This is a genomic window from Cupriavidus sp. 21MJTG02-4, from assembly GCF_057798975.1.
Window position 1 is genome coordinate 266,961 of sequence record NZ_JBYOJP010000002.1, and the last position, 16,056, is coordinate 283,016.

A 16,056-nucleotide genomic window follows, 5' to 3' on the forward strand; every position below is an offset into this window, starting at 1 on the left:
TGCGTCAGGGTTGGGCGCGGCCCGGCAGGCGCTGGCCGATGGCAGCCACCAGTTGGCGCGCCAGCGTGAGCTTGTCGGCGCGCGGTAGCCGGGTCATGCCGGCGGCATCGAACAGCACGATCTCGTTGTCGTCGAGGCCGAAGGTGTGGTGGCCGATATTGCCCACCAGCAGCGGCACGCCCTTGCGCTGGCGCTTCTGCTCGCCGTACTGCTCCAGGTTCTCGCTCTCCGCGGCAAAGCCGACGCAATAGGGCGCATCGGCGCGTCCGGCCACGGTCGCCAGGATGTCCGGGTTCTGCACGAACTGCAGCGTTGGCGTATCGGTATCGTTCGCCTTCTTGAGCTTCTGCTGCGCCACCTCGGCGGGGCGCCAGTCGGCGACGGCCGCAACCGCGATGAAGACGTTCACGTCACGCAGCTGGGCCAGCACCGTGTCATGCATCTGCTGGGCGCTGCGCACATCGGTGCGCACCACGCCGCGCGGCGTGGGCAGGCCGGTCGGGCCGGCCACCAGCAGCACCTCGGCACCGGCTTCGCGAGCGGCGCGGGCGATGGAAAAGCCCATCTTGCCCGACGAGAGATTGGTGATGCCGCGCACTGGGTCGATGGCTTCGAACGTCGGGCCAGCCGTGATCAGTACGCGCTTGCCCGCCAACGGCTTGGGCTGGAAGAAGGCGATGAGGTCATCGACCAGCTCTTCCGGTTCCAGCATGCGGCCGTCGCCTACTTCGCCGCAAGCCTGGTCGCCGCTGCCGGGGCCAAGGATGACGACGCCATCCGCGCGCAATTGCGCCGCATTGCGCTGCGTGGGCGCGGCGGCCCACATCTGGCGGTTCATGGCCGGTGCCACGAGCAGCGGACAGTCGCGCGCGATGCACAGCGTGGTGAGCAGGTCGTCGCACAGGCCATTGGCCAGCTTGGCGAGGAAGTCGGTCGATGCGGGCGCAATCACGATGGCGTCGGCCTCGCGCGAGAGGTCGATGTGCGCCATGTTGTTGTCGACGCGCGCATCCCACTGCGACAGGAACACCGGGCGGCCCGACAGGGCCTGCATGGTGACCGGCGTGATGAAATGGGTCGCCGCCTCGGTCATGGCCACCTGAACCGTGGCGCCGGCCTTGGTCAGCAGGCGGACCAGCTCGGCCGACTTGTAGCAGGCGATGCCGCCGGTCAGGCCGAGAACGATGTGCTTGCCGCGCAAATCCATGGGGGACTCGTCAAAGAAAGGGGTGTCGGCATGATACCGGCAGCCCGCGCGGGCTGCCGGGGGCGGCTTGGTGCCGGCTCAGTGCCGACGAACGCGCCGCAGCTCGTCGACCACCAGCAGCACCGCGCCGACGGTGATGGCGCAGTCGGCCACGTTGAACGCCGGCCAGTGGTAGTTGCGCAAGTAGAAATCGAGGAAGTCGATCACATGCCCGTAAATCACGCGGTCGACCACGTTGCCCACGGCGCCACCCAGGATAAGCGACACGGCAAAGCAGAACAGGCGCTGGCCGGTATGGCGGTAAAGCAGCCAGACGATGAACGCGCCGACCACGAGCCCGAGCCCGGTAAAGAACCAGCGCTGCCAGCCGCCGGCATCCGCAAGGAAGCTGAACGCCGCGCCCTTGTTGTAGACCAGGACCAGGTTGAAGAAGCGCGTCACCGGGCGCGATTCGCCGTACGAGAACGTACGCACGATGACGATCTTGAAGAACTGGTCCAGCACCACCACCAGCAGGGCGAACGCCATCCACAGCAGCGGCGTGGCGTTGCCCGAGGCCTTGTTGTTATGGCCCGACGCCTTGTTATTGCGGCGTGCCGGGCGGGCGGAACGGGTCGTGGACGATGCCATCAGGCATGGCTCCTGTGTTCACCGGCGCCGAACAGGTTGCTGTCGCAGCGGCCGCAAAGGGTCGGATGTTCGGGGTTCTGGCCAACGTCGGCGCGGTAGTGCCAGCAGCGTTCGCACTTGGCATGCGTCGAAGCTGCGACCGTGACGAGCAGGTCGCCGGCTTCGGGCGCGGGCGTGACGGTGGCTGCGGACGTCAGCAGCACGAAGCGCAGGTCGTCGCCAAGGCTCCGCAGCGCGTCCAGCACCGGGCCGCCGGCCTGGATGTTGACCTCGGCCTGCAGCGACGAGCCGATCGCACCTTCCACGCGCACCGCCTCAAGCTGCTTCGTGACTTCCGCGCGGGCTTCGCGCAGGGTATGCCACTTCTGCAGCAGGTCGTCGGCCTGGTCCACTTCCGGCAGCGTGTAGTAGGTGCTCGTGAAGATGGTGTCGGTGTGGCCGGTGCCGTGCGCGAACACTTGCCAGGCTTCCTCGGCGGTGAACGACAGGAACGGTGCCATCCAGTGCAGCATGGCCTGCGTGATGTGGTACAGCGCGTTCTGCGCCGCACGGCGGTCCTTCGAGTCCGGCGCGGTCGTGTACAGGCGGTCCTTCAGCACATCCAGATAGAAGCCGCCCAGGTCTTCCGAGCAGAAGGTCTGCAGCTTGGCCACCACCGGGTGGAACTCGTACGCGTCATAGTGCGACAGCACCTCCTTCTGCAGGCGCTCGGACAATGCCACGGCGTAGCGGTCGATCTCCAGCCATTCCGAAGCCGGCAGCGCGTGCTTCGCATGGTCGTAGTCGGACAGGTTCGACAGCAGGAAGCGCAGCGTATTGCGGATGCGGCGATAGCTTTCCACCACGCGCTTGAGGATCTCGTCGGAGATCGACAGCTCGCCCGAGTAGTCGGTCGAGGCCACCCACAGGCGGATGATCTCGGCGCCCATCTTGTTGGCGATGTCCTGCGGTGACACGGTGTTGCCGACCGACTTCGACATCTTGCGGCCTTCGCCGTCGACGGTGAAGCCGTGCGTCAGCAGCGCCTTGTACGGCGGCTTGCCATACAGCATGGACGCGGTCAGCAGCGACGAATGGAACCAGCCGCGGTGCTGGTCCGAGCCTTCCAGGTACAGGTCCGCCAGGCGGCCGTCGGCGTCATCGGCCGACGGGTCGTACAGGTCTTCGCGGTGCGAGCCGCGGATCACGGTCCAGTGCGTGGTGCCCGAATCGAACCATACGTCGAGCGTGTCGCGGTTCTTCTCGTACTGGTCGGCCTCGACGCCGAGCAGTTCCTTCGGGTCCAGCGTTTGCCACGCCTCGATGCCGTGCTGCTCGACGCGCTTCGCCACTTCTTCCAGCAGCTCAGTCGTGCGCGGGTGCAGCGCGCCGGTTTCCTTGTGCAGGAAGAAGGCCATCGGCACACCCCACTGGCGCTGGCGCGACAGCGTCCAGTCCGGGCGGTTGGCGATCATGTTGTGCAGGCGCTGCTTGCCCCACGACGGGAAGAACTCGGTAGCCTCGATGCCCGCCAGCGCGGTTTCGCGCAGCGTCGGCACCGGCTTGCCGTCCCGTTCGACCGGATCGACATCCATGCCCGCGAACCACTGCGAGGTGGCGCGGTAGATGATCGGCGTCTTGTGACGCCAGCAGTGCATATAGCTGTGGGTGTACTTGTGCGAGTTGAACAGGTTGCCGGACGCCTTCAGCACCTCGACGATCTTCGGGTTCGCGTCCCAGATCGACAGGCCGCCGAACAGCGGCAGCGTGCCGGCGTACACGCCGTTGCCCATCACGGGGCTGATGATGTCGTGGTCGCTCATGCCGTGCGCCTTGCACGACTGGAAGTCTTCCACGCCATAGGCCGGAGCCGAGTGCACGATGCCCGAGCCGGTGTCGGTGGTCACGTAGTCGCCCAGGTAGATCGGCGACAGGCGGTCATAGCCGGCGTCCATCTTGGCCAGCGGATGGTGGAAGCGGATTTCCGACAGCGCGGCGCCGGTAGTGGTCGCGACGACCTTGCCTTCCAGTTCGTAGACCTTGAGCTGTTCCTCGACGCGCTCGGTCGCCAGGATCAGGAAGCCGCGCGGGGTGTCGACCAGCGCGTACTCGACTTCCGGATGCACGTTGAGAGCCTGGTTGCTCGGGATCGTCCACGGCGTGGTGGTCCAGATCACGATCCAGCCCGGCTTGGCGTTGATCTGCTCGAACGGCACCTTGAAGGCGTGCGCGAGCTTGTCGGTGTCGGCGAACGGGAAGCCCACGTCGATCGACAAGTCGACCTTGTCCTTGTACTCGACCTCGGCCTCAGCCAGCGCCGAGCCGCAGTCGAAGCACCAGTTGACCGGCTTCAGGCCGCGGAACACGTAGCCCTTTTCCATGATCTTGCCGAGGGCGCGGATTTCGTCGGCCTCGTTGCTGTAGTTCATGGTCAGGTACGGGTGGTCCCAGTCGCCGAGCACGCCCAGGCGTTCGAAGTCCACCATCTGGCGCTTGATCTGCTCGGTGGCGTAGGCGCGCGCCTTGGCCTGGACTTCCTGCACCGGCAGGCCCTTGCCGAACTGCTTCTCGATCTGGATCTCGATCGGCATGCCGTGGCAGTCCCAGCCCGGCACGTAGACGGCGTCCAGGCCGGTCAGCCCGCGCGCCTTGACGATCATGTCCTTGAGGACCTTATTGACCGCGTGGCCGATGTGGATGTCGCCGTTGGCATACGGGGGGCCATCGTGCAGCACGAACTTCTTGGCGCCCTTGCGAGCCGCGCGGATCTTCTTGTAGAGCTGCTTGTCCTGCCACTGCTTGACCCACTGCGGCTCACGCTTGGGCAGGTCGCCGCGCATCGGGAAGGTGGTGTCCAGCAGGTTGACCGGATATTTGCTTTTCTCGGGCTTGGCGCGTTTGTCGTTGGACATGTCGATTCTCGGGGCAATTCGTTTGGCGCGCAGCGGGCCGTTGATCTGGCCACGCATGGATCGCACTGGGGCGTGCGCGCAGGAAAGACTGGATAGGGCGGAGCGCGAACCGGCACCGCGGGGTGCCGGGCCGCTAGCTAATTCGGTCGGTGGCGGACGTGGCGAAGCCGCCAGCGCCCTCGGCGCGGCCGGTGGAGGCGTCCGGCGCGGTCAGGCCGAAGAAGGCGCGCGCGTCGGCGCTATCCTTGGCGATGGCCGCGGTCAGTTCTTCCAGGTTATCGAAACGCGCTTCATCGCGCAGCTTCTTCATGAACTCGACCCGGATCAGCTTGCCGTACAGGTTCTCGTTGAGGTCGAACAGGTGGACTTCCAGCAGCACGCGGCCGGCGTCCTCGATGGTCGGGCGCACGCCGATGCTGGCCACGCCGGGCAGCGGATGCTCGGCAATGCCGTGCACCTGCACGACAAAGATGCCGTTGACCGCCGGTCGCTTGTGCGAGATGCGCAGGTTCAGCGTCGGAAAGCCCAGGTCGCGGCCCAGCTTGCGGCCGTGGATCACGTGACCGCTGATGGCATAGCCATGGCCGAGCAAGCGGCGCGCGTGCTCAAGGTCGCCATCGGCCAGCGCCTGGCGCACCGCCGAGCTGGAGATGCGAATACCGCCCTCGGACACCGAGCCCATCTGCTCCACGTCGAAGCCGAAGCGCTGGCCCGCGTCCTGCAGGTAGGCGAAATCGCCGGCGCGCTTGGCGCCGAAGCGGAAATCGTCACCAACCAGCACCCAGCGCGCGTGCAAGCCATGCCACAGCACGTTCTCGACGAACGCCTGCGGCGACTGGCCCGCGAAGTGGGCGTTGAAGTGCTCCACCACCACGCGATCCACGCCATTGCGTCGCAGGCTCTCGAGCTTGTCGCGCAGCAGGGCGATACGGGCCGGGGCCTTGTCCGGCGTGAAGAATTCGCGCGGATGCGGCTCGAACGTCATTACGCACAGCGGCAGGCCGCGCGCGTCGGCTGCCGCGCGTGCGCGCGCAAGCAGCGACTGGTGGCCGCGATGCACACCGTCGAAATTGCCGATGGTGAGCGCGCAAGGCGCCCGGCTCTCGGCGTTGGGCAGGCCGCGGAAGACTTTCACGGGGACGGCGGGAAATGTTTCGGGTAAAGCGGGCATTATAAGGCGAATGGGTCCGATTGCCCCTGCCGGGCGCCCATGTGTCGTCGACCGCCGCGGTTTTTGTGGCGCAATCGTCCTGTCGTCGTGGCGCGATAGGGCAAAAGGCGGCATGATAGGCGCCAGTCCAGACGCGCGGCCTTGGCTGCCGGCGCGTCCAAGCCTCGATCCCACACCATTCCCTTGAACGCGCTGCTCAACCGGCTGTTGCCGCGATTCCTGCCGCCTGCCGGCGCCCCGCTCGATACCGAGACGCGCGCGAAACTGATGGCGATCGTCCACAAGGGGTCGCCGTCGGGCACGCTTGCGGCGGTACTGCTGCCGGCGCTGACCATCTTCGCCTTCTGGGATGCCGCCGACCACGCCGCGCTGCTCGGCTGGGGCGCGGTGATGCTGTTGCTGGCCGGCGGCGGCGTGTGGTTCTACCTGGGATACCAGCGCGACGGTGCTTCCATGAGCCGTTCGGCGCACACGCGGAAGTGGTGGGGCAATATGCGCGCCGTGGCGTTCCTGACCGGGCTGACCTGGGGCAGTTCGGCTCTGCTCCATATGTATACGGGCTCTACGCTCTTCTCGAGCGTGCTGTACCTGCTCAGTCTCGGCGTTCTGGCGGGCGGGGCGGTATCGCAGGCTCCCGTGCCGTCAAACCTGGTCTATGCCGGCGTGCCCGTACTGGTCCCGAACCTGTTGCTGGCCGAGATTGCGTTTCCGGGGCACGGCATCTACGTGCAGTTGCTGCTGGTCATCTATGCGCTGATGCTGGGACGCCATGCAGTCGGCCTGCAGGGCACGCTGGTCAGGGCGATCCAGCTGGAGGGCGACAGCCGCCGACTGGCCAAGCAATTCCAGGAAGAGAAGGAACGTGCGCTGCATGCGAGCGAGGAGAAGTCGCGCTTCCTGGCTGCGGCCAGCCACGACCTGCGGCAGCCGGTTCATGCGCTGGTGATGCTGGTGGAAGCGTTGCGCGCACGCAACCAGTCCACGGTGCTTCATCCGCTGGTGGAGCAAGTGGCGGCCGGTACGCAGACCATCGACCTGTTGTTCCGTTCCTTGCTGGATCTGTCCAAGCTGGAGGGCCGCAAGGTTCTGCCCACCCTCGAACCGTGTGAACTGAGCGGATTGATCCGCGACGTCATGAGCCAGTTCGCCGCCGATGCGCGCGAAAGCGGCCTGACGTTGACGCCGCGCGTGCCGGACGAGCTTTATGCCATGGCCGAGCCGGTGCTGCTGCGCCGCGCGCTGTTCAACCTGGTGCAGAACGCTTTGCGCTATACGAAGCGCGGCGGCGTGCTGATCACCGCGCGCCAGCGGCGCAAGCATGTGCGGCTGGAGGTGTGGGATACCGGAGCCGGCATATTGCCCGACCACCTGCCGGACATCTTTTCACCGTACTACCAGGTCCATAACCCGCAGCGAGACCCGTCGCAAGGCTTGGGGCTGGGGCTGGCCATCTTCAAGGAATGCGTTCGCCTGATGCGCGGCACGTACGGCGTGCGGTCGGTGCCCGGCAAGGGCTCGGTGTTCTGGTTCGCGCTGCCCCCGGTGCCGGCCGAGACAGTGGCCAGCGTGCGTGAAATGCGTGCCATGGCGGCGGCCGAGGATTCCAGGCCGGACAAGCTGCAAGGCACGGTCCTGGTGGTCGACGACGATACGCAGATCCGCAAGGCGTGGATTGCGTTGATGGAGGCGTGGGGCATCCGGGTGGCCTGTGCTGCCCATGGCGCGGAAGCCGACAAGCTGTTTGCCATGGGTTTGCGGCCGGACATCATCTTCTGTGATCTGCGCCTGCCGGGCAGCGAAAATGGCCTGGATCTGCTGGAACGCTGGCAAAACACCCAGCCGCAGGCGCGCAGCGCCCTGCTGACGGGCGACCTGAAATCCGCCGCGCTGGCGGCGGCGGAGGATGCGGGATATTTCGTCTTGTCGAAGCCGGTGGACCCGGCATCGCTGCGCGTACTGCTGCGCCGCTGGCTGCGCTCCGCGGCCTGAAGGCCCGGTTTGAAAGCTGGACGGCCTTACTGACGCAGGCGGAAGCGTTCCATGCGGGACATGACCTGCATGCGCGTCCGGACACCGAGCCGCTGGAGGATGGCCGAAACGTGCTCCTTTACGGTGTTCTCGGTCAGTCCGAGCCGGCGCGCGATCACCTTGTTCGGCAATCCTTCCAGCACCAGCGCAAGCACCGAGCCCTGGCGCGGCGTCAGACCCAGCTCGGCAGGCGTCACGGGGATGCCGTGAGCCGGTCCAAACGACTGGGCGCGTCCGCTGAGCGCTTCATCGGTCGGAAACGAGGTATCGCCGGCGAGCACTTTGCGCACCGCAGAGGTGAAGGCGTGCGCGTCCAGGTGCTTGCCCACGAAACCACAGGCAGCCAGGGCGCGGGCGCGTCCGACGATTTCAGGCGTGGCTTCCGCCGACATGAAAATGAACCGCGCGCCTGGAATTACCGTCTTGAAGGACTGCATGGCATCGAAGCCGGTGCCATCGTTCAGCCAGATATCAAGCAGGACGATATCCGGGCGCAGGCCTTGCTGGAGGCTCGTCAGCGCTTCCCGGGCGCTGCCGGCGGCATGGACTGCAACATCTGGCATCACCTCCGTCAGGAATGCAGTGGTGCCTGACAAGGCCATCGGATGATCATCGACCACCAACAACGTCGGTGCAGCGTTCGACATGCTAATTCCCGTAATTTCCCGTTTCGTCCTTGTTGTCACCAGCTTGCACAAAACTGGAGCGTGGACGTAGGGGCCACTCTATCAGAGGGTGCGAGGCGTCACAATCTATCAAACGGGTCTTTGGGGCTTCACTGTCGCGTGCCCGTTGCAGTGGCCCGACTCCGATTCTCGCGAATTAAGCGCCTGATGATTTGGGTTTGCCGGAGTTTGGTGCTTGCCCTTGGTAGAATTGCGCGATGAAAAAAATCGTCATCCTGATTTCAGGGCGGGGCTCCAATATGGAAGCCATCGTCCAGGCCTGCGCGGCCGGCGGGTGGCCGGCGCGCATCGCTGCGGTAATTTCCAACCGGCCGGAAGCGGCCGGGCTGCAGTTTGCAAAGGACCGCGGCATCGCCACTAGCGTGGTCGACCACCGCCTGTATCCCGATCGCGCAAGCTTCGACGCGGCACTGGCGGAGGCTATCGATGGTTATGCACCCGATCTGGTGGTGCTTGCCGGCTTCATGCGCATCCTGACCACGGGCTTCGTGGATCGTTATGCCGGTCGCCTGCTCAATATCCATCCGTCGCTGCTACCTTGCTTCCCGGGCCTGAATACCCACAAGCAGGCGCTCGACGCCGGCGTGAAACTGCACGGTGCCACCGTGCATTTCGTCACGCCTGAATTGGATCATGGTCCTATTGTGATTCAGGCGGCTCTCGATGTATTGCCGGTCGATACGCCCGAGAGCCTCGCCGTTCGCCTGCTCGATTGCGAGCATCTGATTTATCCCCGTGCCGTCCAATGGTTTGTCGAAGGACGCCTGCTGGTCCAGAACGGGGTCGTTCACGTCAATCCGGCCGAGCCTCAACTGCTTATGGCCATCTCCGCCGGTGTACCGGCGGCAGGAGCAAAGCCATGAGTCGTCATCAGGCCGGGGCGCGCCCGGCGCCCAAGGATTCCCGCCAGCCTGCGCGGGCCCGCAAGTCCAGTCCTATTCGCAAGGCCCCCGGTGCGGACGGTCAGCAGGTACGTTCCTCGAGCGGACTTCACGCTACGCACATCCAGCATATCGACCGCTTGCTTGGCAAAGTCATGCTGTTCGCGCGCCCGGCCGATGCCGTGGTGAGCTATTACTTCCGCGAAAACCCCAAGCTCGGCCATCGCGAACGCGGCATCATCGCCGAGGCGGTCTACGCGGTGCTGCGCCGCCGCGTAGAGTTCGGCCAGTTTGCCGAGAGCGGCACCGGCGCGGCGTCGCGCCGCCTGGCGCTGCTGGGTCTGGCGGCAACCCTTGGCCGCGATGTGCTTTCGCCTTTCCTGTATCCGGAGGAAGGCGAGTGGCTCGATCGCCTGACCACGATCGAGCGCGCCAGCCTGTCGCCCCGCGTGCGGGCAAACCTGCCGGAATGGCTGTTCGATAACCTGGTGGCACAGCACGGCGAAGCGTTTGCTTCGGCACTGGGGGATGCATGGTTGCGCCCGGCTCCGCTGGATCTGCGCGTGAATCTTGGCAAGGCCACCCGCGAAGCCGTGCTGGCCGAGCTGGAAGAAGCCGGCCTGCGCGCCGAGCCCACGCCGATGGCGCCGGCCGGCATCCGACTGCAAGGCAAGCCGGCGTTGAACCAGTTGCCGCTGTTCGTGAATGGGCTGGTGGAGGTTCAGGACGAGGGCAGCCAGCTGCTGTGCAGCCTGGTCGCGCCGAAGCGCGGCGAGATGGTGGTGGATTTCTGCGCGGGCGCCGGCGGCAAGACGCTGGCGCTCGGCGCGGCGATGCGCTCGACCGGCCGCCTTTACGCGTTTGATGTATCTGAGAAGCGCCTCGCCAATCTCAAGCCGCGCCTGGCGCGCAGCGGGCTATCGAATGTGCATCCCGTGCTGATCGATTCGGAACGCGACGCCAAGGTCAAGCGCCTGGCCGGCAAGATCGACGGGGTGCTCGTCGATGCGCCCTGCAGCGGGCTTGGCACGCTGCGGCGCAATCCGGACCTGAAATGGCGCCAGAGCCCGGAATCGGTGCTGGAGCTGACCGCGAAGCAGAGCGCGATCCTGGACGCGGCGGCACGCCTGGTGAAAGGCGGCGGCCGCGTGGTCTATGCGACATGCAGCGTGCTGGAAGCCGAGAACGAGGCCATCGTGCGCAGCTTCCTCGCCGCCCACCCGAATTTCCGGCTGGTTCCGGTCGCAGAGGTGCTGGCCGAGCAGAAGATCGAAGTGCCTGACTTGCCGACGGAAGGCGGCATGTTCGCGTTGTATCCCCACCTGCACCAGACCGACGGCTTCTTCGCCGCGGTCCTGGAGCGTACGCAGTAATCCCTCCCGCCAGTCGTCGCGCGGCAAGCGCGACGACTGGTGCGGCAGCAAGGTCCAGGCAGATTCTCCATGAGCGGAAACCCATTGGCCGGCCTGACGGCCACGCACACGACATTCGGCAGGATGCTCGACGACCTGCTCCGGGATGCGGGCGGCCCCGGCTTCATCTGGCAGCTTGTCGTGCTGGGCGGCTGCCTGCTGGCAGCCTGGCCGCTCGCGCGCTTTATCGTCAAACGGCTAGAGGATCGTTACGCATCGTCGAGTTTCTCGCTGCGCTTTGCCGCAGCCAGTCTTGAGCGGGCCATGTTCCCGCTCTTCGGCTGGCTGCTCGTGATGGCGGCCCGTTTCGGGCTGGAGCCCATGATGGCGATCAGCGTGCTGCGGCTGGCGCTTGTGCCGTTGTTCGGCATCACCTCGCTGTACTTCACGTTCTATATCCTGCGGCGCGTGCTGTCCGGCAGCGGCCAGTTGCACGGCATGCTGCTATTGGTCGAGAAAGTGCTGACCACGCTGGTCTGGGTGGCCATGGCGCTTTACGTGCTCGGCCTGCTTTCCGACGTGACGGGATGGATGGAGGCCATGCGCTTCTCGCTGGGCAAGCAGAAGGTGAGCCTGGCGGACATCCTGATGGCGGTCGTGTGGATCCTGCTGACGGTGCTGGTGGCCATGTGGTTCGGGTCCTGGCTGGAAGAGCGCCTGATGCGCTCGGCCAGTCTCGACGTGAACCTGAAGGTCGTGCTGACCCGCATTTCGAAGGCGCTGCTGCTGCTGGTCTCGCTGCTGCTGAGCCTGTCGCTGGTGGGCATCGACCTGACCGTGCTGTCCGTGTTCGGCGGTGCACTTGGCGTCGGCCTGGGTCTTGGCCTGCAAAAGATCGCAAGCAACTACATTTCGGGCTTCATCATCCTGCTCGACCGCTCGGTCAAGCTGGGCGACCAGATTACGGTGGACAAGTACTCCGGTACTGTCTCGCAGATCCGCACCCGCTACACGGTGGTGCGCAACGGCGACGGCGAGACCCTGGTGCCTAACGAGCAGTTGGTGGCGCAGTCGGTGCAGAACCACTCGTTTTCCAACACGCATGTCCGCGTGGCGACGCGGGTGCAAGCCGATTATGCGGCGGATCCCGAGACCGTGATCATGCTGCTGACCGAATGCGTGCGCGAACTGCCACGCGTGCTGAAGGACCCTGCGCCGGCGGCATTTCTGGTGATGTTCGCGGATAGCGGCATCGAGTATGAGGTAGCCGTCTATATTGCCGACCCGCAGAACGGGAAGCTCGGCGTGCAGTCGGCCATGAACCGGGCAATCTGGCGTACGCTGCGCGAACACCGGATTTCGATCCCATATCCCCAGCGGGAAATCCGCGTGCTCAATGCGCCGCAGGAACTCCACTCGGTCGATGAGGTTTCCGCGCCACCCGCGGAAGTGGCCAAATCGGCATGACTTCATAAAGAAACAGGCAGGAGCCGCACAAGGGAACAAAAATCGCGGCGCCTCGTCAAACTCCGGGAAAAAGCGTATGACTCAGGCTTGAGCAATCCGGTAGAATGCCGGGTTGTCGCGGGTTGCGAGCATCCCGCGCGCCCACACCGACAGCCGCCAGATTGCAGCGGCTCGTGCCTGTCCCGCCTGCCAACCGCCGGCGCCGGAACTGCGCGCCGGGGGTTCCCGCCATGAGATGGCCGGTCCCTGGCAGACGCCAGACCATATCGCAATCAGTAGATTTGCAGTCTTTTTTCTGCGCGTTGTGCACGGCGCCGGGGCAGCCGCAAAGGAATGCCCCTGTTTAACCGACGGAGAACAGAGTTTGTTCGACATTATTCTTGACTGGGCCGCCAATGGCCTTGCCAACTGGTCCTGGTGGGAGATCGTGATCTACACGCTGGTGATGACGCACATCACCATCGCCGGGGTCACCATCTTCCTGCATCGTTGCATGGCGCATCGATCGCTGGACCTGCACCCGATTGCCCAGCATTTCTTCCGCTTCTGGCTCTGGCTGACCACGGGCATGGTCACCCGCGAGTGGACTGCCATCCACCGCAAGCACCACGCCAAGTGCGAGACCGAAGACGATCCGCACAGCCCGCAGACCCGTGGCATCCGCAAGGTGCTGCTGGAAGGCGCCGAGCTGTATCGCGCCGAGTCGAAGAACAAGGAAACCATTGCCAAGTTCGGCCATGGCTGCCCCAACGACTGGGTCGAGCGCAATGTGTATTCGCGCTTCGGCTGGCAGGGCGTCGGCCTGATGCTGATTATCGATCTGGCCCTGTTCGGCGTGATCGGCATGACGGTCTGGGCTGTGCAGATGCTGTGGATCCCGATCCACGCTGCCGGCATCATCAATGGCCTGGGCCACTGGTGGGGCTATCGCAACTACGATTGCGAAGACGCTTCGACCAATGTGTCGCCGTGGGGCCTGATCATTGGTGGCGAAGAGCTGCATAACAACCATCACACCTATCCGACGTCGGCCAAGTTCTCGATCAAGTGGTACGAGTTCGATGTGGGTTGGGGCTATATCCGCGCCATGCAGGCCGTGGGGCTGGCCAAGGTGAAGAAGACGCCGCCCAAGGCCCGGCTCGTGGAAGCGCGTCCGGTGGACGACAACACGCTGGAAGCCATCATCGCCAATCGCTATGACGTGATGGCGCGCTACGCCAAAGCCTTGAAGAGCGCGTTCCGCCAGGAACTGGAGCAACTCAAGGAAGGCCGTGGCGCCGAGTACCGCACCCTCAAGCCGGCCGGCAAGTGGTTCCACCGCGAAGAGGCCAAGCTGGCCGCGCCGCAACGCCAGCAACTGGCCAGCATCGTGGAGCAGAGCAAGTCGCTGCACACCTTCGTGGAAATGCGACGTGAGCTGGCCGCCATCTGGGGCCGTTCCAACCTGACGCGCGAGCAACTGCTGCAGCAATTGCAGGCCTGGTGCCATCGTGCCGAGGCCAGCGGAATTCAGGCGCTGCACGATTTTTCGCTGCGCCTGCGCCGCTACGCCTGATACAATCGGCCCGCGCCCGAATGGCTACACAAGGCCCCGCCCATGGCGGGGCCTTTTGTTTTAGATAAACTCCCCCATGTTCTGGCCGCCCGCATGAAGTTTGCATGCCTGAGGGGCCAAGAGGAGTACCGGAGATGACCCCCCAATCGATCAAGACCGTCGAGTTCGAAAAGCCGAACCTGGCGGATAGCCAAGACCCCGCCGGTGGTAGCTGCGTGGCCCATGCCTGGGCCAAGGTGCCGCCCGTGCTCACTCCAGGCGAGCGGCAGGCGCTCAAGGCGCGCATCAGGCGCTTGCTGCAAGAGCGCAACGCCGTGCTGGTCGCGCACTATTACGTCGACGCCGACCTGCAGGACCTGGCCGAAGAAACGGGCGGATGTGTTTCGGACTCGCTGGAAATGGCCCGCTTCGGCCGTGACCATTCGGCCCAGACCCTGGTGGTGGCCGGCGTGCGCTTCATGGGCGAGACCGCCAAGATCCTGAGCCCGGAAAAGACCATCCTGATGCCGGACCTGGATGCGACCTGTTCGCTGGACCTGGGTTGCCCGGCCGACGAATTCGCTGCCTTCTGTGACGCGCATCCGGACCGCACCGTGGTCGTGTACGCCAATACCAGCGCGGCGGTGAAGGCCCGGGCCGACTGGATGGTGACCTCCAGCATCGGCCTGAAGATCGTCGAACACCTGCATGCGCGCGGCGAGAAGATCCTGTGGGCACCGGACAAGCATCTCGGCGGCTATATCCAGAAGCAGACCGGTGCCGACATGCTGTTGTGGCAGGGCTCCTGCCTCGTGCATGACGAATTCAAGGGCGTCGAGCTGGACCTGCTGCGACGCGAGTTTCCCAACGCCAAGATCCTGGTGCATCCGGAGTCGCCGGCCAACGTGGTGGCGCAGGCGGACGTGGTGGGCTCCACGTCGCAGATGATTGCGGCCGCGCAGGAACTGGACGCGACCGAATTCATCGTGGCGACGGACAACGGCATCCTGCACAAGATGCGGATGGCGGCGCCGGGCAAGCACTTCATCGAAGCGCCGACCGCGGGCAACAGCGCCACGTGCAAGAGCTGCGCGCACTGCCCGTGGATGGCGATGAACGCGCTGTCGAACCTGGCCGAAGTGCTCGAGACCGGCCGCAACGAGATCCACGTGGATCCGGCCACGGGCCGCCAGGCCGTGGTCTGCATCAACCGCATGCTGGATTTCGCTGCGCAGCAGAAGGCCAATGTCCGCCCGGTGGCTGACCTGGCGAAAGAACAGGCGTTGTTCCAGGGAATCGGCCCGGCATGAGCGTGAAACCCATTTTCGATAGCTATGGTTCGGCGCTGAAGGTGGCGCTGGAAGCCAACGTCAGCGCGGCCATTGCCGAAGACGTAGGCAGCGGTGACCTGACCGGCCTGCTGGTGCCGGCCGACAAGCAGGCGCTGGCGCGGGTGATCGTGCGCGAGCAGGCGGTGCTTTGTGGTCAGCCGTGGTTCGCCGCCTGCATGAAGGCCATCGACGAACGTCTGGTGGTGAGCTGGAAGCAGGAAGAGGGCGCCCGCATGGCACCCGATTCGATCGTCTGCGAAATCACCGGACCCGCCCGCGCGCTGCTGACTGCGGAGCGGCCCGCGCTGAATTTCCTGCAAATGCTGTCCGGCGTGGCGACGGTCACGCGACGCTATGCCGACCTGATCGCCGGCACGCGCGCGCGCGTGCTGGACACTCGCAAGACACTGCCGGGCCTGCGGCTGGCGCAGAAGTACGCGGTCCGGGTGGGCGGTGGCGAGAACCAGCGGCTGGCGCTCTATGACGGTATCCTGATCAAGGAAAACCACATTGCGGCGGCCGGCAGCATCACGGCGGCGATGCAAGCTGCCCTGGCGCTGGGCGCCGACGCGACGATCCAGGTCGAGGTGGAGTCGCTGGCGGAACTGGAGGAAGCGCTGGCTGCCGGTGCCACCTCGGTCCTGATCGACAACTTCACGGTGCCGATGATGCATGATGCCGTACGCATCAATGCCGGCCGCGCACTGCTGGAGGTATCGGGCGGTGTCAATGCCGAGACCATCCGCACCTTTGCCGAGACCGGCGTGGACCGCATCTCGGTGGGGGCGCTCACCAAGGATGTGCGCGCCACCGATTACTCGCTGCGCATCATCGGCTGATTGCTGACTGCGCAGAACGAAAACGGCCCGCTCGATGCG

At 65.3% G+C, this 16,056-nt stretch carries 12 protein-coding genes; 7 read left to right on the forward strand and 5 right to left on the reverse strand.

Features of this window, described 5'->3' with window-relative positions; translation table 11 throughout:
• Positions 1–4 precede the first annotated feature (4 nt).
• From coaBC to AC3FKH_RS04510, 4 genes are all read right to left on the reverse strand, one after another.
• Complete coding sequence (gene coaBC, locus AC3FKH_RS04495; RefSeq protein ID WP_488673271.1) at positions 5–1,207, reverse strand: bifunctional phosphopantothenoylcysteine decarboxylase/phosphopantothenate--cysteine ligase CoaBC; 1,203 nt, start codon at positions 1,205–1,207, stop codon at positions 5–7.
• 78 nt (positions 1,208–1,285) lie between these two features.
• A complete protein-coding gene (gene lspA, locus AC3FKH_RS04500; RefSeq protein WP_488673272.1) occupies positions 1,286–1,837 on the reverse strand; it encodes a signal peptidase II in 552 nt (183 codons plus the stop codon).
• Positions 1,837–4,728 carry an isoleucine--tRNA ligase gene (gene ileS / locus AC3FKH_RS04505; protein WP_488673274.1) on the reverse strand — a complete coding sequence of 964 codons (2,892 nt, stop codon included), beginning with the start codon at positions 4,726–4,728 and terminating at the stop codon, positions 1,837–1,839. Before ileS ends, lspA begins: the two co-directional genes overlap by 1 nt.
• 133 nt (positions 4,729–4,861) lie before the next feature.
• Positions 4,862–5,863, reverse strand: coding sequence for a bifunctional riboflavin kinase/FAD synthetase (locus AC3FKH_RS04510; protein WP_488673275.1), 1,002 nt, complete (start codon positions 5,861–5,863; stop codon positions 4,862–4,864).
• A gap of 219 nt (positions 5,864–6,082) precedes the next feature.
• Here AC3FKH_RS04510 and AC3FKH_RS04515 point away from each other — a divergent pair, with 219 nt between their 5' ends.
• Entirely contained in the window at positions 6,083–7,888 is a 1,806-nt protein-coding gene (locus AC3FKH_RS04515) for a hybrid sensor histidine kinase/response regulator (protein ID WP_488673277.1), read from the forward strand.
• Positions 7,889–7,914: 26 nt separating this feature from the next.
• Here AC3FKH_RS04515 and AC3FKH_RS04520 read toward each other — a convergent pair whose 3' ends face one another.
• Complete coding sequence (locus tag AC3FKH_RS04520) at positions 7,915–8,574, reverse strand: response regulator (protein WP_483709138.1); 660 nt, start codon at positions 8,572–8,574, stop codon at positions 7,915–7,917.
• 236 nt (positions 8,575–8,810) lie between these two features.
• Between AC3FKH_RS04520 and purN the strand changes: the two genes are divergently transcribed.
• From purN to nadC, 6 genes are all read left to right on the forward strand, one after another.
• Entirely contained in the window at positions 8,811–9,476 is a 666-nt protein-coding gene (gene purN / locus AC3FKH_RS04525) for a phosphoribosylglycinamide formyltransferase (RefSeq protein ID WP_488673279.1), read from the forward strand.
• Positions 9,473–10,867, forward strand: coding sequence for an RsmB/NOP family class I SAM-dependent RNA methyltransferase (locus tag AC3FKH_RS04530; RefSeq protein WP_488673281.1), 1,395 nt, complete (start codon positions 9,473–9,475; stop codon positions 10,865–10,867). The genes purN and AC3FKH_RS04530 overlap by 4 nt, the downstream gene beginning before the upstream one ends.
• A 69-nt stretch (positions 10,868–10,936) precedes the next feature.
• Positions 10,937–12,313, forward strand: a complete 1,377-nt coding sequence (locus AC3FKH_RS04535) for a mechanosensitive ion channel family protein (RefSeq protein ID WP_488673283.1) — start codon at positions 10,937–10,939, stop codon at positions 12,311–12,313.
• Between the two features lie 364 nt (positions 12,314–12,677).
• Positions 12,678–13,868, forward strand: a complete 1,191-nt coding sequence (locus AC3FKH_RS04540) for a DesA family fatty acid desaturase (protein WP_488673285.1) — start codon at positions 12,678–12,680, stop codon at positions 13,866–13,868.
• Between the two features lie 134 nt (positions 13,869–14,002).
• Entirely contained in the window at positions 14,003–15,157 is a 1,155-nt protein-coding gene (gene nadA, locus AC3FKH_RS04545; RefSeq protein WP_488673287.1) for a quinolinate synthase NadA, read from the forward strand.
• Positions 15,154–16,017, forward strand: coding sequence for a carboxylating nicotinate-nucleotide diphosphorylase (nadC, locus tag AC3FKH_RS04550; RefSeq protein WP_488673289.1), 864 nt, complete (start codon positions 15,154–15,156; stop codon positions 16,015–16,017). Before nadA ends, nadC begins: the two co-directional genes overlap by 4 nt.
• The last annotated feature ends 39 nt before the right edge of the window (positions 16,018–16,056 follow it).

Coding starts and splice junctions, on each gene's coding strand:
- coaBC (WP_488673271.1), bottom strand. CDS start 1,207: ATGGATTTGCGCGGCAAGCACATCGTTCTCGGCCTGACCGGCGGCATC.
- lspA (WP_488673272.1), bottom strand. CDS start 1,837: ATGGCATCGTCCACGACCCGTTCCGCCCGCCCGGCACGCCGCAATAAC.
- ileS (WP_488673274.1), bottom strand. CDS start 4,728: ATGTCCAACGACAAACGCGCCAAGCCCGAGAAAAGCAAATATCCGGTC.
- AC3FKH_RS04520 (WP_483709138.1), bottom strand. CDS start 8,574: ATGTCGAACGCTGCACCGACGTTGTTGGTGGTCGATGATCATCCGATG.
- purN (WP_488673279.1), top strand. CDS start 8,811: ATGAAAAAAATCGTCATCCTGATTTCAGGGCGGGGCTCCAATATGGAA.
- AC3FKH_RS04530 (WP_488673281.1), top strand. CDS start 9,473: ATGAGTCGTCATCAGGCCGGGGCGCGCCCGGCGCCCAAGGATTCCCGC.
- AC3FKH_RS04535 (WP_488673283.1), top strand. CDS start 10,937: ATGAGCGGAAACCCATTGGCCGGCCTGACGGCCACGCACACGACATTC.
- nadA (WP_488673287.1), top strand. CDS start 14,003: ATGACCCCCCAATCGATCAAGACCGTCGAGTTCGAAAAGCCGAACCTG.
- nadC (WP_488673289.1), top strand. CDS start 15,154: ATGAGCGTGAAACCCATTTTCGATAGCTATGGTTCGGCGCTGAAGGTG.